The organism is Allotamlana fucoidanivorans (assembly GCF_006265225.1).
GTDB classification, from domain to species: domain Bacteria; phylum Bacteroidota; class Bacteroidia; order Flavobacteriales; family Flavobacteriaceae; genus Allotamlana; species Allotamlana fucoidanivorans.
On sequence record NZ_VDCS01000015.1, the window covers coordinates 56,638 to 72,373 of the forward strand.

Annotated in this window: 13 protein-coding genes; 6 read left to right on the forward strand and 7 right to left on the reverse strand. The window is 33.1% G+C overall.

Features of this window, described 5'->3' with window-relative positions:
* Positions 1-20 precede the first annotated feature (20 nt).
* Positions 21-1,184, reverse strand: a complete 1,164-nt coding sequence (locus tag FGF67_RS14840; protein WP_139698547.1) for a PAS domain-containing sensor histidine kinase — start codon at positions 1,182-1,184, stop codon at positions 21-23.
* 62 nt (positions 1,185-1,246) lie between these two features.
* Entirely contained in the window at positions 1,247-2,143 is an 897-nt protein-coding gene (xerA, locus tag FGF67_RS14845; protein ID WP_139698548.1) for a site-specific tyrosine recombinase/integron integrase, read from the reverse strand.
* Between the two features lie 253 nt (positions 2,144-2,396).
* Between xerA and FGF67_RS14850 the strand changes: the two genes are divergently transcribed.
* Positions 2,397-2,999 carry a porin family protein gene (locus FGF67_RS14850; RefSeq protein ID WP_139698549.1) on the forward strand — a complete coding sequence of 201 codons (603 nt, stop codon included), beginning with the start codon at positions 2,397-2,399 and terminating at the stop codon, positions 2,997-2,999.
* 80 nt (positions 3,000-3,079) lie between these two features.
* Complete coding sequence (aroQ, locus tag FGF67_RS14855) at positions 3,080-3,496, forward strand: type II 3-dehydroquinate dehydratase (protein ID WP_139698550.1); 417 nt, start codon at positions 3,080-3,082, stop codon at positions 3,494-3,496.
* 102 nt (positions 3,497-3,598) lie between these two features.
* Here the strand turns inward: aroQ and lpdA are convergent, their stop codons facing one another.
* The gene (gene lpdA, locus FGF67_RS14860) at positions 3,599-4,975 is read right to left on the reverse strand and encodes a dihydrolipoyl dehydrogenase (RefSeq protein ID WP_139698551.1); all 1,377 of its coding nucleotides are present in this window, start codon (positions 4,973-4,975) and stop codon (positions 3,599-3,601) included.
* A gap of 107 nt (positions 4,976-5,082) precedes the next feature.
* Here lpdA and FGF67_RS14865 point away from each other — a divergent pair, with 107 nt between their 5' ends.
* A complete protein-coding gene (locus FGF67_RS14865; RefSeq protein ID WP_139698552.1) occupies positions 5,083-6,360 on the forward strand; it encodes an NAD(P)/FAD-dependent oxidoreductase in 1,278 nt (425 codons plus the stop codon).
* Here the strand turns inward: FGF67_RS14865 and msrB are convergent.
* Positions 6,357-6,836 carry a peptide-methionine (R)-S-oxide reductase MsrB gene (gene msrB, locus FGF67_RS14870; RefSeq protein ID WP_394344307.1) on the reverse strand — a complete coding sequence of 160 codons (480 nt, stop codon included), beginning with the start codon at positions 6,834-6,836 and terminating at the stop codon, positions 6,357-6,359. The two genes, FGF67_RS14865 and msrB, sit on opposite strands and share 4 nt — an antisense overlap.
* A gap of 295 nt (positions 6,837-7,131) precedes the next feature.
* Here msrB and FGF67_RS14875 point away from each other — a divergent pair, with 295 nt between their 5' ends.
* From FGF67_RS14875 to FGF67_RS14885, 3 genes are all read left to right on the forward strand, one after another.
* Complete coding sequence (locus tag FGF67_RS14875; protein WP_139698554.1) at positions 7,132-7,788, forward strand: T9SS type A sorting domain-containing protein; 657 nt, start codon at positions 7,132-7,134, stop codon at positions 7,786-7,788.
* Positions 7,789-8,132: 344 nt separating this feature from the next.
* A complete protein-coding gene (locus FGF67_RS14880) occupies positions 8,133-8,954 on the forward strand; it encodes a M48 family metallopeptidase (RefSeq protein WP_139698555.1) in 822 nt (273 codons plus the stop codon).
* Between the two features lie 66 nt (positions 8,955-9,020).
* The gene (locus FGF67_RS14885; protein WP_139698556.1) at positions 9,021-10,349 is read left to right on the forward strand and encodes an MFS transporter; all 1,329 of its coding nucleotides are present in this window, start codon (positions 9,021-9,023) and stop codon (positions 10,347-10,349) included.
* A 52-nt stretch (positions 10,350-10,401) separates the two neighbouring features.
* Here the strand turns inward: FGF67_RS14885 and FGF67_RS14890 are convergent, their stop codons facing one another.
* The 3 genes from FGF67_RS14890 to FGF67_RS14900 form a co-directional block, all read right to left on the reverse strand.
* Positions 10,402-10,854, reverse strand: coding sequence for a MaoC family dehydratase (locus tag FGF67_RS14890; protein WP_139698557.1), 453 nt, complete (start codon positions 10,852-10,854; stop codon positions 10,402-10,404).
* A gap of 54 nt (positions 10,855-10,908) precedes the next feature.
* Positions 10,909-14,154: a tetratricopeptide repeat protein gene (locus FGF67_RS14895; RefSeq protein ID WP_158293228.1), complete on the reverse strand. Its 3,246-nt coding sequence runs from the start codon at positions 14,152-14,154 to the stop codon at positions 10,909-10,911.
* Between the two features lie 539 nt (positions 14,155-14,693).
* Positions 14,694-15,728: an L-rhamnose/proton symporter RhaT gene (locus tag FGF67_RS14900; RefSeq protein WP_139698559.1), complete on the reverse strand. Its 1,035-nt coding sequence runs from the start codon at positions 15,726-15,728 to the stop codon at positions 14,694-14,696.
* Positions 15,729-15,736 lie beyond the last annotated feature (8 nt).

The following is a 15,736-nucleotide window of genomic DNA, read 5'->3' on the forward strand; positions in this document are numbered from 1 at the left end:
TCTTAAAAAGAAAGATGATTTTAGTCCTTTGAAAGGAACGTTTTTTCTTTTGGAAAATGTATTTTAAAAGTGGTTGCTTCGTTTAGAATACTATCTATAGATATTTTACCACCTAAATCTTCAACCTGCATTTTTGTTAAATAAAGACCAATCCCTTTTGAATCGTCACGTTTGCTTTCATGAAAGGTTTGATACATTTCAAAAATACGTCCTTTATATTTTTCAATATTAATACCTATACCATTATCAGAAACGCGAATTTCATAGCCATTATCTGTTTTATTCGTTTTTATATTGATTTCTGGGCTTCGTTTCGGGTGACTGTATTTTAATGCATTTGAAATGAGGTTATGAAAAATACTTTCTAAATAAGATTCACTACCATTAATGTAAATATTGAAATCTACACTGTTAATAATAGAGGCATTCTTATTTGTAATGTCGATTTCTAGATTATGTAAAACGGTAGATACGACTGTGTGAAGATGAATTTTTTCGTTAACATTTACGGGTTCAGACTTTACAGAAATAATTTCATTTAAATCTGTAATGGTTGTGGTTAGGGAGTTAGATATTGTCTTCAAATATTGAAAAAATTGCTCTTTCTCCTCTTTGTTTTCAGTTTCTTCGTAGAATTCTAAAACGTTTTTTAAATTTCCTATATGGGTTTTGAGGTTGTGTGAAACAATATGTGTAAAATTATAAAGTCTTTTATTTTGACTGATTATAGTTTCATTATTTTCCTTTAATAAGTCTTCATTTTTTTTACGTTGTGTAATATCAATATGAGTACCGATAATTCTGGTAGGTTTACCATTTTTATCTTTACTAATTATTTTACCGCTATCTAGAATCCATTTGTATTCTCCATTTTTGCATAAAATTCTATGCTCATTATTATAAACAGGAACCTTTCCAGATAGGTGTTCATTAAAATCAGCAAAATATTTTTCTCTATCGTCAGGATGAACTCTTTTATTCCATTCTTCAATGGTGTTTTTCATCTCATGATCTTTAAATCCTAAAATTTTTTTTGATTCAGTTGAATAAAAAACTTTGTTTGTTTTCGTGTCCAAATCCCAAACACCAATCTTAGAATTTTTTACAGCAAAGCGCCATTTCAAATTATTTGGGGTAGGTTTCTTAGAATGATAGCCTCTAAATAATGCAGACAATGAAATCATAACTTACACAAGTAGGATTTAATAGTTTATTTCGTACAAATAACGTAGTGCAATTTACTGAATTATTTTCTAGGATGGAACTTTTCCATCACTTTAGTGAGGTGGCTTTTATCTAAATGCACATAAATTTCCGTTGTAGTGATACTTTCATGACCTAGCATGAGCTGAATAGATCTTAAATCTGCATTGTTTTGAAGTAAATGTGTTGCAAATGAATGCCTAAACGTGTGGGGCGACACCTTCTTTTTGAGTCCTACTTGCTCTGTTAAACGTTTTATAATAGTAAAAATCATGGCTCGGGTAAGTTGTTTACCTCTACGATTCAAAAATAAAGTATCTTCAAAACCAGGTTTAATTATAATATGGTTTCTAACTTGGGTTCTATAAATATTGATATATTTTTGGGTAATTCCAACTATGGGAACAAAGCGTTGTTTGTCTCCTTTTCCTGTTACTTTAATAAATCCTTCCTCAAAGAATAAATCTGAAATCCTTAAGTTAATCAGTTCACTAACTCTTAATCCACAACCATAAAGTGTTTCTAACATGGCCCGATTTCTTTCACCTTCTGGCGCGCCTAAATCTATAGCATTTATAAGAAGATCTATTTCGTCTTCGGAAAGCGTATCAGGTAACTTTCTGCCTATTTTTGGAGATTCTACCAACTCTAAAGGGTTATACTCCATATAATTTTCAAAAATGAGATAATTGAAAAAGCTTTTTAAGCCCGATATTAATCTAGATTGTGATCTTGGGTTTATAGTTTTTGCACTTTCATAAATAAAATGCTTAACGGTTTCTGATGAAATTGATACTGGTGATACACTAATATTATTTTCTTCAAGAAACGACATGAGCTTTTGCACATCAAGCGCGTAATTGTCTATAGAATTTTGAGATAGTCCACGTTCAATTTTTAAATAAAGTTTATAATCGTTCAGTGCTTGATTCCATTTCATGCTGATAAAAATACACATAAAAACGCATGATAATTAAAATTAATTATAACTAAGTCCATATTGAGGAATATCAAATTCAAAACAAAGATGAATTGAATTAATTATTTTGCATTCTAAGTTTGCGAATAATAATTTCTATTTTGGATTGTAGATAAGCGTATATTTTAGTAGTATAAACTTTTAAAATATTTTGTAGGTTATGTATTAATTTAACACTATGTTTATGTAATATAACAAACTAACTAAACAATTTATGAAAAAAGTAATTTTTATTGCAATTTTAGTACTCGGCGGATGTACTTTGCATGCACAATCAGATTCTGGAGACTTTACATTGGCTCCGCAAATTGGTTTAAATTTATCAAACTATACAAGTTCAGAGAACCTTAATAATAAGATAAGAACTGCATTTAATATTGGAGCTATAGGAGAATATTATTTTAATGATCGTTGGAGCTTACGTTTTGGTTTACTCTATGATTCAAAGGGAACTAAGGTGACTTTTTCTGGAGAGGATTATATAGATAAACTGAATTACTTGGCTATTCCTCTGCATATGAATTGGCATTTTGGATCGAATAGAAATTGGTTTTTAAACTTCGGACCAACTTTTGGTGTACTGTTAAGTGCAAAAGCCGATTTACCGGGAGGAGAAATTGATATTAAAGATCAAATAAAGAGTTCCTTTGATGCTGGTTTAGGATTAGGAATAGGTTATAAATTTGACGTTGCAGATAGCACGCAAATGTATATACAGTATCAAGGTTATAGCGGATTTATTTCGTTGCTAGATACTGATTTTAATGTTTTTAATACCACATCAGCCTTTAACGTAGGTGTTATTTTTCAACCTTAAAATAAGAAAACCGTATGTAGAAAGCAACCGAAGTTTTAACTTCGGTTTCTTTATGCCTAAAATTTAAATATATTTACAGGATGAAAAAGTTAATGATAATAAACGGACCAAATTTAAACCTTTTAGGTAAACGTGAGCCTAATATTTATGGTAGTTTGACTTTTACCGAATTTTTTGAAGAAATTAAAGAGAAGTATTCCAGCATTCAAATGGACTATTATCAATCAAATATTGAAGGTGAGATAATAAATAAGTTACATGCGGTTGGTTTTAGCTATGACGGGGTGATTTTAAATGCAGGTGCTTATACGCACACCAGTATTGGGATTGGTGATGCAATAAAAGGTATTGAAACTCCAGTAGTTGAAGTACATATTTCTAATACATTTGGTAGAGAAGAATTTAGACATCAATCTTATATTTCGCCAAATGCTAAAGGTGTAATTTTAGGTTTTGGTTTACAGAGTTATGAGCTTGCTATTCAAAGCTTTTTGTAAAAGGAGGGTGTCAACTATTTTAAAAAACATCATATATAATTATAAAAAAAGTTCCAGCGCTAACTGGAACTTTTTTTATAAATAATATAACTCTATCTAATTTTAAATATGAATACACTCATCATAAGCATCTGCAACTGCTTCCATAACTGCTTCACTCATGGTAGGGTGTGGATGAACGGCCTTTAAAATTTCATGACCTGTAGTTTCTAATTTTCTTGCCACCACAGCTTCAGCAACCATATCAGTTACACCAGCTCCAATCATATGACATCCTAACCATTCGCCATATTTGGCATCAAAAATCACTTTTACAAACCCTTCCTTATTTCCGCCAGCACTCGCTTTTCCTGAAGCCGAAAATGGGAATTTTCCAATTTTAATATCTAAACCTTTTTCTTTGGCTTGTTTTTCGGTTAAACCTACCGAAGCAATTTCTGGAGAACAGTAGGTACACCCAGGAATATTTCCATAATCTAATGCCTCAACATGATGTCCTGCTAATTTTTCCACACATAAAATACCTTCTGCAGAAGCTACGTGCGCTAAAGCTTGTCCTGGAGTTACATCACCAATGGCAAAATATCCAGGTATATTTGTTTGATAAAAATCATTAACTAGTATTTTATCTCGGTCAACCACAATACCAACTTCCTCAAGACCAATATTTTCAATGTTGGTTTTTATACCAACAGCACTTAAAATGACGTCAGCCTCCAAAATTTCTTCCCCTTTTTTAGTTTTCACTGTTGCTTTAACCCCTTCTCCTGAAGTGTCAACCGAAGTAACTTCAGCTGAAGTCATAATCTTTACGCCATTTTTTTTAAATGAACGCTCTAACTGTTTAGATACATCTTCATCTTCAACAGGTACAATATTTGGTAAATATTCAACAACGGTTACTTCTGTACCCATTGAATTGTAGAAATAGGCAAATTCAACACCAATAGCCCCAGAGCCTACAACAATCATTTTTTTAGGTTGTTTAGGCAAGCTCATAGCTTCTCTATAACCAATAACTTTTTTTCCATCTTGAGGTAAGCTTGGTAATTCACGAGATCTGGCTCCAGTGGCAATAATGATATTATCTGCACTATATTCAGTGCCATCAACATCAACTTTCTTTCCTGGTTTTAATTTTCCATAACCATTAATAACATCAATTTTATTTTTTTTCATTAAAAATTGAACGCCTTTACTCATTCCATCAGCTACACCACGACTTCTTTTTACAACAGCCTCAAAATCATGTTCAGCATCTTTTACACTTAGGCCATAATCTTCGGCATGTTTAAGGTATTCAAAAACTTGAGCAGATTTTAATAAGGCTTTGGTAGGAATACAGCCCCAGTTTAAACATACACCTCCTAAGTTTTCTTTTTCAACAATCGCTGTTTTAAAACCTAATTGTGATGCTCTAATGGCAGTTACATAACCACCAGGACCACTTCCAAGAACTATAATATCGTATTTACTCATCTGTTAAATTTTAGGCTACGAATTTACAAAATCGATTTTTAATAAAGAATTTAGAAGCCCTTAAATTTATAACTTAAATCTTACCTTTGTAAGGTAAGTTATATTTTATGAACATACCACGTACAAGTTATCCCAGAGTTGTAATAATTGGTGGGGGGTTTGCTGGAATAGCACTAGCAAAAAAATTATCAAAACAGGAAGTACAGGTTGTCCTTTTAGATAAACATAATTATCATACATTTCAGCCCCTTTTATATCAGGTTTCTACTGGTGGTTTAGAGCCAGATTCTATTGCCTATCCCATTAGAAAGATACTAAAGGATTTTCCTAATTTTTATTTCAGGCTGGCGCATGTACAAGAAATAAATACACAAAAGAACAAACTAAAAACGGATATAGGAAACTTAAAGTTTGATTATCTAGTGGTAGCTTCGGGGTCTCAAACCAATTACTTTGGGCATTCTGAAATTGAAAAGTATAGTATGGCTATGAAAACCATACCTCAATCTTTAAATTTAAGAAGTTTGATATTAGAAAACTTTGAGGAGGCCCTGTTAACTTCAGATTTAAATGAACGAAATGCTTTAATGAATTTTGTCATTGTTGGTGGAGGACCAACTGGAGTGGAATTGGCAGGTGCCTTGGCTGAAATTAAGAAAGGAATTTTACCTAAAGATTATCCTGATTTAGACACCCGAATGGCGCAAATTCATATTATTCAAGCTGGAGATTGCATACTTAAAGGAATGAGTAGTAAGGCGTCAGAAAAGGCTGAAGAATTTTTAGAAAAATTGGGAGTTAATATTTGGAAAAATATTAGAGTTACTAATTATGATGGTAACATGGTAACAACAAATTCAGATTTAACCTTTGAAACGGCTACCTTGATTTGGGCGGCAGGTGTAAAGGGTAGCATCATAAAGGGGGTGGATGGAGAAGCCCTTGTTACCAGAGGGAATAGGTTGTTGGTTAATGAATTTAATCAAGTAAAAGGTTTTAATCATGTGTTTGCTATTGGAGATGTGGCTGCTATGGTTACGGCCGATAGACCTAATGGATTTCCTATGATGGCACAGCCCGCTATTCAACAGGGAGAACAATTAGGGAATAATCTATTACGTATTATTGAAGGAAAGCCCATGAAACCGTTTACCTATAAAGATAAGGGGGCTATGGCAACCATAGGAAGAAATAAAGCTGTAGTAGATTTAAAGCGGTTTAAGTTTCAAGGGATATTTGCTTGGTATGTGTGGATGTTTGTACATCTTTTTTTCTTAATTGGTTTTAGAAATCGCATGGTGGTTTTTGTAAATTGGGTATATAATTATATTCGTTTTGACAGGGAAGCACGACTCATTATTAGACCATTTAAACGAAAATCTTAATTTTTTGGAATAAATTCTAAGGCTACACCATTAATACAATGTCTTTTACCCGTGGTTTCATGTGGCCCGTCATTAAAAATATGACCTAAATGACCACCACAAACGGCACAATGTTCTTCATAACCATAATGAGCACTGCCATTTTTTGCGTATGCAATGTTACCTTCAATAGCACGGTCAAAACTGGGCCAACCTGTGCCAGAATTAAATTTGTGTTCACTTTTAAATAATGGTGTTTTACAACCTTTACATACATAAATACCAGCTGCGTAATTTTTATTTAAAGAACTACTAAAAGCGCGTTCCGTGCCACCTTGTCTTAAAACATAAAACGCCTTGTCTGATAATTGTTTCCGCCATTCATCTTCTGTTTTTAAAACTTTCAAGGTTTGAGGTTCGGTTTTAGAAACTTTTTGAGCGCATGAATTATAACTTGTTAAAAGTGCAACGATAAAAACAAGAATTGATTTGTACAACATAATAATTATTCATCTAATTATAAGTCGAACAAATATCATTAAAATAACATAGGCTAAAAAGTAATTTGTAAATACTGAGAACTTTAGAACTTTAAATGGTAGTAAATCTTTTTTTTCGTTTAATGTTATTTACATTTAAAAAACACATAATTAAGCATGAAGCTTATTAGATTGCCGCTTAGAATTATCCTAAAACACAATTTTATCCTTATTTAAGACATTTGTTATCTCAAAAATGTCAAATAAAAACGAATTTTGATCACAGAAAGCAATCAATTTAAATTAGCACATTATGAAAAAAATTACTTTTGGCCTATTGGCCGTTTTATTTACAACCTTTTTTTACGGCCAGACAGTGACACAATCAATGGTTACAGCATTAGAGTTTACTGGGCTTGACGAGAACAATAAGCCAACAGGGGAAACATCCAATCCTTCACCTTTAACAGTTACCTTAACTGGGCTAGCTCCTAATACGGAAATAAAAGTATATAATCAACTTAGAGATGCAAGTAACCCAGATGAAAGTTCGAATCAAGTTGCAGGTGCCGTAGTAACTATTATGACTGATGGAGATGGTAATGGTACAGGAAATGTTAATTGGGCGTATTGGCCGCCTTCTCCAGTTAAGCCTGATGGAGGTGATGTTATTTGGTATACCCAAGCTTCAGGTGCGGCGGACATTAGTCAAACAATTACTTATACAGCAAATACGCTAAGTACGCCAGAGTTAATGGCTTTAAAGCAAGCTCGCGTTTTTCCCAATCCAACAACTGGTTTGGTGCATATTGAAAAAACGCAATTCAATATTGATCATATAGAAGTTTATAACGTTCTTGGCTCTCAAGTTGGTACATCAACTGATTTAAGTACTTTAGAAAATGGTGTTTATTTTTTAAAAATATTTACTAATCATGCTAGCGTTACCAAAAGAATCATAAAAAAATAGTGCCCACATACACTAAAATACATTATAAGGAAGCTGATTTCAGCTTCCTTTTTTTTTATAGTAAAAATAAATTTAAATACCTTTCATTAAAGTAGTGTTATGGTTCGGCATATTATATGCTATGATTAAAGTGAATATAATACTTGCAGGGCAGCGTATTGGTATTCAGTTGAAGGGTATTTAACAATCAGTAATTCTAAATAATTTGGTTTTATTTCAACTAGGCTTAAAATATTTTTTAATTTTGAGTATAGTGATAAAAATTGGATGTAATAGTCCTATTTAAGAAAAGGAACAATTTTTGTAACTTTAGATTGATAACTAAAAAAAGAAAAATAAAAAAGATGAAAATCAAACATTTGTTTATAGGTTTAGGAATTGCGGCCTTTGTTTTTTCATGTTCAACAAATCCCTTTACGGGAAAAAAAACAATGGCTCTTGTGCCTAATTCACAGTTATTCCCTACTTCTTTTACTCAATATAATCAGTTTCTAACAGAAAATAAAGTGATAACAGGAACGTCTGATGCTAAAATGATTAAACGAGTAGGTGAGCGTATTGCATCGGCATCAGAAAAGTGGCTCAGTGCTAATGGATATCACGGCTATTTAAAGGATTACAAATGGGAGTACAATTTAGTGGACGATGAAACCGTAAATGCTTGGTGCATGCCCGGCGGAAAAATTGTATTCTATACTGGTATTTTACCCATAGCAAAAAGTGAGGCAGGGGTTGCCGCCATTATGGGACATGAAGTGGCTCACGCCTTAGCAAATCATGGTCAGCAACGTATGAGTGCTGGTATGTTACAGCAATTAGGGGCCGTTGCCGGAAATATTGCTCTACAAGATGAAAGTGCTAGGAACGCATTCAATCAGTATTATGGTGTAGGGTCTCAAGTAGGTGTTATGTTGCCTTTTAGTAGAAACCATGAGACTGAAGCAGATAAAATAGGATTGTATCTTATGGCTATTGCTGGATATAACCCGAATGAAGCGGCTGAGTTATGGAAGCGTATGAAAGCCAATGCAGGAAGCGGACAAGCACCACCAGAGATATTAAGTACACACCCATCTAACGATTCTCGCATAGCCAATTTAACGGCTTTAGCACCAACAGCAATTGCAGAAGCGAAAAAATTTGGGGTGACTGAATTCAGAGATTAGAAACTTATTTTAAATAGAAAAAATATTTGACTATTTTAGAGCGACTCAAAAAAGGGTCGTTTTTTTATGGAAAAACTTGAAAAAGGAAGTAAAAAGCTTCTAAATGCATGGGCATTTTATGATTGGGCTAATTCGGTATATACCCTTACTATTGCCTCCTCAATATTCCCAATCTTTTATGCTACGTTATTTAATTCTAAAGACGAGTTGGTTTCTGCCTTTGGCTTTAACATGAAGCAAACGGTTTTAATTGAAATAATTACAGCTTTTACGTTTTTGGTGGTTGCTTTTTTATCACCAATTTTATCTGGTATTGCAGATTACATAGGTAACAAAAAAGGGTTTATGAAGTTTTTCTGTTATGTTGGAGGTTTTGGTTGTATTGGTTTATATTGGTTTAATTTAGATTTTATTCACCTAAGTGTGCTATTTTACTTCATGGGCTTAATAGGGTATTGGGGGAGTTTGGTTTTTTATAATTCGTATTTGCCCGATATAGCTTTTGAAGACCAACAAGATGCTATAAGCGCCAAAGGGTTTTCATTGGGGTATATAGGAAGCGTTCTGCTGTTGATATTAAACTTAGCCATGGTTATGAAACCCGATTGGTTTGGATTTGATATAGGAACAACCGAAGCAGAAAAAGATCTCGCTTCTATTAAAGCCATGAAAATCTCTTTTGTTACCGTTGGGGTATGGTGGATTCTGTTTAGCCAATATACCTTTTATGTATTGCCTAAAGGGGTTTCTGCTGGACATAAGGTAACCAAAGATGTGGTTTTAAAAGGATTCCAAGAGTTGAATCAAGTTTGGGCACAATTAAAACAGAATTTAAGATTAAAACGGTATTTGTATGCTTTTTTTGTTTTCAGCATGGCGGTTCAAACTATTATGCTTATGGCTGTTTATTTTGGAGAGAAGGAAATAGCTTGGGGCAGTGCTGGAGAAAAAACAATGGGACTTATTGTTAGTATTTTAGTTATTCAATTGGTGGCCATAGTAGGCGCTGTTTTAACCTCAAAATCATCTGCTAAATTTGGAAATATAAAAACATTAATAGCTATAAACGTAATTTGGTTGTTTTTGTGCGTGATGGCCTATTTTTTACATACTCCAGTACAATTTTATGCTACGGCAACCTTGGTAGGCTTGGTCATGGGCGGTATACAATCTTTAGCCCGGTCAACTTATTCAAAATTTTTGCCAGAAACAGAAGATTCTACGTCTTATTTCAGTTTTTATGATGTTGCTGAAAAAATTGGTATTGTTATAGGGATGACCATTTTTGCTCTGGTAGACCATTTTAGTAGTATGAGAAATGCGGTGCTATTTTTATTTGTTTTTTTTCTTATTGGAATAATTTTACTCTTTAGAGTTCCTAAATATCAGAAGTAAGTAAAGAGTGGATATCCATTCTTTACTTACTCATGCTTATTTTTTTATGTGTTTAACGTTCGTATTCTTTTTTCTTAGCTAAAAGGATATGGTCACAAACCAAGACCAATTCATCATTTTGATTAAATATCTCAACATGTTCATTAATTTGTCCTAATTCAGGACGTTTTGATTCTTTTTTTTCGCTAATGGTTACAGCAACCCTAATAGTATCTCCAATGTAAACGGGCTTTATAAAGCGTAACCTATCATACCCTTTTGAGAAGGCTTCGGGGTTTATTTCTGTAGCAGTCATACCAATACCCACAGAAAAGGTTAAGGTGCCATGTGCAATGCGTTGTTTAAAAGGTTGTGTTTTACACCACTCAGCGTCCATATGATGTGGAAAAAAATCTCCTGTATGACCAGCATGAGTAACAAAATCTGATTCTGTAATGGTTCTTCCCAAGGTTTCTCTTTTATGACCTAATGTGTAGTCTTCGTAAAATTGTGATTTAATATGCATGTTTTTTTATTTTATTAGCGTTCTTACTAAACTTAATTTTCTTATCAGAATTTTTTAATCATTAACTAAAATGTTGGCCCACAAGTTATTTCTATAGGTTTTTAGGGCTTCTTTAAAAAGAGCGTTAGCCTTTTCGGTATCACCTAATCCTCTATGACCTAATGCTTGAAGACAAAGCCCATTGGATTTCGTTTTATTTAAGTTTGATGATGATTCCTCAACAGCAATTAATGTCATGTTACTGCCTTTATTAATAATTTTATCACCTGTTTTGATGAGATTTCTAAATAGATTTTGGGCTTCTTCAGTCTTTCCTAGTTTTAAAAGTGATAGTCCCTGAAAATACTTTAAATCGTACATGCCATATCCGTTGTTGGCATTGGCGCTTAATGTATAATGGGTTTTAGCTTTTTTAGATTTGTTAAGGGCAGTATAAGCCTCCCCAAGATAATAGTGAATCAATGCATTTTTTTCATCGGTTGATGATTTACCAACTTCTAAGTTTACTGGATATTCAAAAGCTTTATTCAAATATTCTATAGCGCCTTGTGCATTGTTTTGTGAAATTAAATGTTTTGCTTTTAAAACATAGGTATCTACGTAATGCCAATAAATTTCTCGGCCACCCTCCCAAGTTCTAAAATGATGCGTGTTTAAAAAATTTATAGCTTGATCATAATTGCCATTTAAATTGAGCAATTCAACATACATTTTTGGAGCGGTAATATCTTGTTTAATAACGTTTAAGTTTGATTCTAAAATACTAAGGCATTCTTCGTAACCTTTGTTTGTATAGTCAAAATACTTCGCTAACTCTGTATACCAAATAGCATGCGAATTATCTAAGTTTATGGCTTTCAAAATATAATTAACAGCTTCATCATAATTCTGTTTGTGATAAAAACTACCAAAAGCCAAATTCCTTAAAGTCATAGGAAAATCAGGTTGTATATTCAAGGCCTTTTCCCAAGCCAAAATGGCTTCACTAGGGCGGTGGTCAAATAACAAATTACCTAATAAATAATAAGCATCTGCATTGTTGTTATCTAATTTTAAAGCATGTTTTAAAATGGTTTCCGTTTCTGCACGATAGGGAAAGCAGTAATCTAAAGACAGTTGTTTGGCATCTGCAATAAGAGATTTTGCGATTTTTGTGTTATTTGACTGCGCATATAAATAGGATAAATAATAATAGATGAGGGGATTTTTAGGAGCTGTTATTGATTCTAAAACCTGAATAGCTTCTTCGTTAAAACCAGCATTCAAATAGGGCAAAGCTATTTCTAAAAAGTTATTATCAACGTTTTGCATACCGTTCTTTAAGTCAGACCAATCATTAGAACTATTTAATTTAGAAAGTTCATTTAGTGCGGTATAATTTAAGGGATCAAAAGCAATTAAGTTTTTTAAAATGGATTGCGCTTTGTTTGGCTGATCCGTTTTTCTTAATAGTATGCTATACAGTACTATAATTTTACCATCTAAATTATTTGTTGAATAGGCTTTCTCAATATATTCCAATGCTTTTTGGATATTAGATTGTTTAGATTCTAGTTGTGCTAATTGAAAATTCCCTGCGGAAGCCCATTCATAATACCAGGTTGCCCGAGCAAAATATTTATAAGCTTCATAGTTATTTCCCAAGGCTTTGTGAGCTATTCCCAAATAGTAAAAAATTTCACCTTCCTTGGGTTGATAATATTTAATATGCAGTTTATGAGCAGCAGTTTCTAAATATTGTAAACCTTCAGCATAGCGCATTTGATTGAGTCTACGTTTTCCTAAGGCTATGTTTACCCGATGGTCGTTTGGAGCTTTCTGTAAAGCTGCTAGATAATAATCATCAGGGTTCATCCCAGGACGATTAAATTGCTCAACAAAACGCCCTGTTAAATATAAATCTTCAACAGATTCAATTTCATCAGCATCTAATATCTTTTCTTGAGGGCTAGGTAACTCAGGCCGTTTGGGTTGGTAAGGTTTGTAGGATATAATACTGTTATTGTTGTCATCTTTTAACTCAATATGAAGCTTATATTCATCTAAATCGGTTTTACTCTTATAGGTTGTTGTAAAAGGACTTGTTGGGTCAATATTGATTTGACCTTGAGCAATGATAGCACCGTTATATTGCAATGTATATTGTGCATTTTTAAACGGTTTTGTGGTATTGAATCCATAAAAAACGGTCTTTTTGTTTCGCATTTGAAGCGTAACCGAAGCGTCAATAGTTGCATTTTTTACAACTTCAATGTCTCTAATAGGATACCAATAATTTTTTGCTTCTTTTACGGAATGGGGAATAATCCAGCTATAATCAGGTTGGTTATTTGAAAATGTTCCAGTCATAAGTTCAACATAAGCTTTTCCGTCATCGGTAAGCTTTCTTCTTGCATTTTGACCTGCCAAACCAGGACCAAATTGCCATAGTTTTGAAGCATTATTTTTATAGGGATCACCAACGTGTATCATGCCTGCATTTTGACCATAATCATATCCTCCAATAAAACCTTCCTTAATATCCCACATAAAAAATGAAACAGGATTGGGGTGATTTTTCCACCAGGTTAAGTCTACTCCTGCTTTATAACTTGTTCTAGCATAGTGCTCAGTATCATTTGAAATAGGCCAGCTTATAAAACTGGTATTGTTATGGTAGACTCCTATTTCTTGACTTGGAGGCCAAAACGTTCTAAAATCGTTATTAGCAGTAACGGCTACATTTGCCCAGAATAAAAAGGTTTTTGTTAGTTCATTTGTGTTGTTAATTCTATATTCTGTTTCAATATAGGATCGTCCAGGTTTTAGGGTAATACCAACCACACCTCTCATACGCATGGTTTTTTCAGTTTCGCCAATCCAAATGGTCGCACTACCATCTTGATTTTTTATCATTCTGTAATCAACAGGCAACATGGTTGTTGTTCTGTGATGATGAGGGAAGCACCATTCAATACCACCAGAAACCCATGCGCCAAGTGTACCAATTAGGTCTGGTTTAATTACACTATTGGTATGAAAAAGTTCATGACCGTTTGTTTTATCAATAGCAGAGAATAGTCTACCTCCAAAAGTAGGTAATACCTTTACAATGAGATATTCGTTTTCTAGCACAATCATGTTGTAAGTTACATCAACCAGAGAATCACTTAGTCTTGTTTGCAACGGATAGGGGTAAATTTTGCCTTGAGCACCTTGAACACTTCTGCCCGTATAAAAAATGGGACTCACCTCATTGGCTCCAACTTTATAGGTAGGAATGACTTCTTCTTGTTCGTAAATTTTGACTTGAGATATCAAATTGGAGTTACAAAAAATGCAGAAACAAATTAAAATGCATGAATTTTTAAGGTTTTGAAATTTTCCCATGGTAGTTTAGTTTATTCAGTTGATTAAATTATAATATCTATTGATGTGCCCATATTATTATTTATGAAAGGCATATGAATAAAGCTAAGGTTAAATAGAGGCTTATTCAAATGCATATTTAGAGTATATTTAAATGGGATTTTATGAGATGCCAATAGTGTCAATAATTTAATAAACATGGGGAAGAGGCATGTATAACACTGATGTTTTAATAGCATATTCATTATTATTTTAAAATATCCTATTTGAGCATCATATTTTTTCATATTATAAAATAGCGTGGTGAGTGTTTAATTTTTTTTTTTTTTTTTTTATGAATTTAATAAGGAATGCTTTTTAAATTTAATAATTATTACTTAAAAATGAAGAATAGTTTATAATAAGTTTAATATATCTGTATTAGTATTGAAAAAATATTAAAACACGATAAAGCGTGTCTTGGGGTTTAAGTTGTAGTCATTTATGTTCGTTTAAATTAATGCATTGCCGTAGGCTATTACCACTATACCTACAGTCATTATGGCTAAACCACGAATTAACCAGTTTTTACTTTGTTTTCCAGCATTTTTCCATTCGCCAGTAAAATATCCTAAAATATTTGCAACCATGATACAGCCTGTTTGAAAAATAGCAAACCCTACTGTTGTACCTAAAGGACCTAACTCATAAGCTCCTAAACCATAAATAATTAATGAAGCACAATAAACAATAGACATGATTAAAAGAAGGAATATATTTTTAACACTTCCTTTATTACTAAAGTGAGTCCACGTTTTGTTTTTGGTAAGTTGTATACTAAAATATATAAGAATACAAATACCACTGCCAATAAATGCAGGTAACATAACCGCCAATCTTGCAATCCATGATGCATTATTAAACTGATCCTGCGATATAGAACCAATATGAGCCAAATTATCTGCTACATGATACGCTAAATTGAATCCAGCTGCTGAGAATCCACCAACTATGCATAAGATAATACCATTTCGCATTTTGTTATTAGATGTTTCATTGGTAAATTCTTGATTTTTCGATTCATTCTTTTCTCGTAGTAAACCTGCCTTACCATTGGCCATAATACCTAACATAATAATAAAAATGCCTAACAGAATAACTAACCCTCCTTTGGAGCTTAGTTTTTCAATGCCTCCCATAAAAAAGGGAAGGATGGACCCCACTAAGGTTGAAACCCCAATTAATAGAGAAAACCCTAGTGCCATTCCTATTTTAGAAATGCTTATACCCCATAATAGATTACCAACACCCCAAAGCAGACTAAACAAAAATATAATAATAAACAAGTTATTAGGTACTTGCCTATAGGTGTCAAACAGTCCGTCAACTAAGCCTAAAGTGGCAAGTATTGGCACCAGAAACATGGCTAAAAACCAAAAACCAGCCCAAGTGTTTTCAATAGCATAGTTCTCTGTGTATTTGCTCGGTAAGGCATAAAAACCGAGTAGTGTTGCGGCTAAAAGCACCCAAATAACTCCTATAACCATAATAAATA

Excerpts from the sequence above, each read along its gene's own strand:
- FGF67_RS14885 (WP_139698556.1), top strand. The coding sequence starts at position 9,021 with ATGGAAAAACTTGAAAAAGGAAGTAAAAAGCTTCTAAATGCATGGGCA.
- FGF67_RS14900 (WP_139698559.1), bottom strand. The coding sequence starts at position 15,728 with ATGGTTATAGGAGTTATTTGGGTGCTTTTAGCCGCAACACTACTCGGT.
- FGF67_RS14880 (WP_139698555.1), top strand. The coding sequence starts at position 8,133 with ATGAAAATCAAACATTTGTTTATAGGTTTAGGAATTGCGGCCTTTGTT.
- FGF67_RS14840 (WP_139698547.1), bottom strand. The coding sequence starts at position 1,184 with ATGATTTCATTGTCTGCATTATTTAGAGGCTATCATTCTAAGAAACCT.
- FGF67_RS14865 (WP_139698552.1), top strand. The coding sequence starts at position 5,083 with ATGAACATACCACGTACAAGTTATCCCAGAGTTGTAATAATTGGTGGG.
- FGF67_RS14890 (WP_139698557.1), bottom strand. The coding sequence starts at position 10,854 with ATGCATATTAAATCACAATTTTACGAAGACTACACATTAGGTCATAAA.
- lpdA (WP_139698551.1), bottom strand. The coding sequence starts at position 4,975 with ATGAGTAAATACGATATTATAGTTCTTGGAAGTGGTCCTGGTGGTTAT.
- aroQ (WP_139698550.1), top strand. The coding sequence starts at position 3,080 with ATGAAAAAGTTAATGATAATAAACGGACCAAATTTAAACCTTTTAGGT.
- xerA (WP_139698548.1), bottom strand. The coding sequence starts at position 2,143 with ATGAAATGGAATCAAGCACTGAACGATTATAAACTTTATTTAAAAATT.
- FGF67_RS14850 (WP_139698549.1), top strand. The coding sequence starts at position 2,397 with ATGAAAAAAGTAATTTTTATTGCAATTTTAGTACTCGGCGGATGTACT.
- FGF67_RS14875 (WP_139698554.1), top strand. The coding sequence starts at position 7,132 with ATGAAAAAAATTACTTTTGGCCTATTGGCCGTTTTATTTACAACCTTT.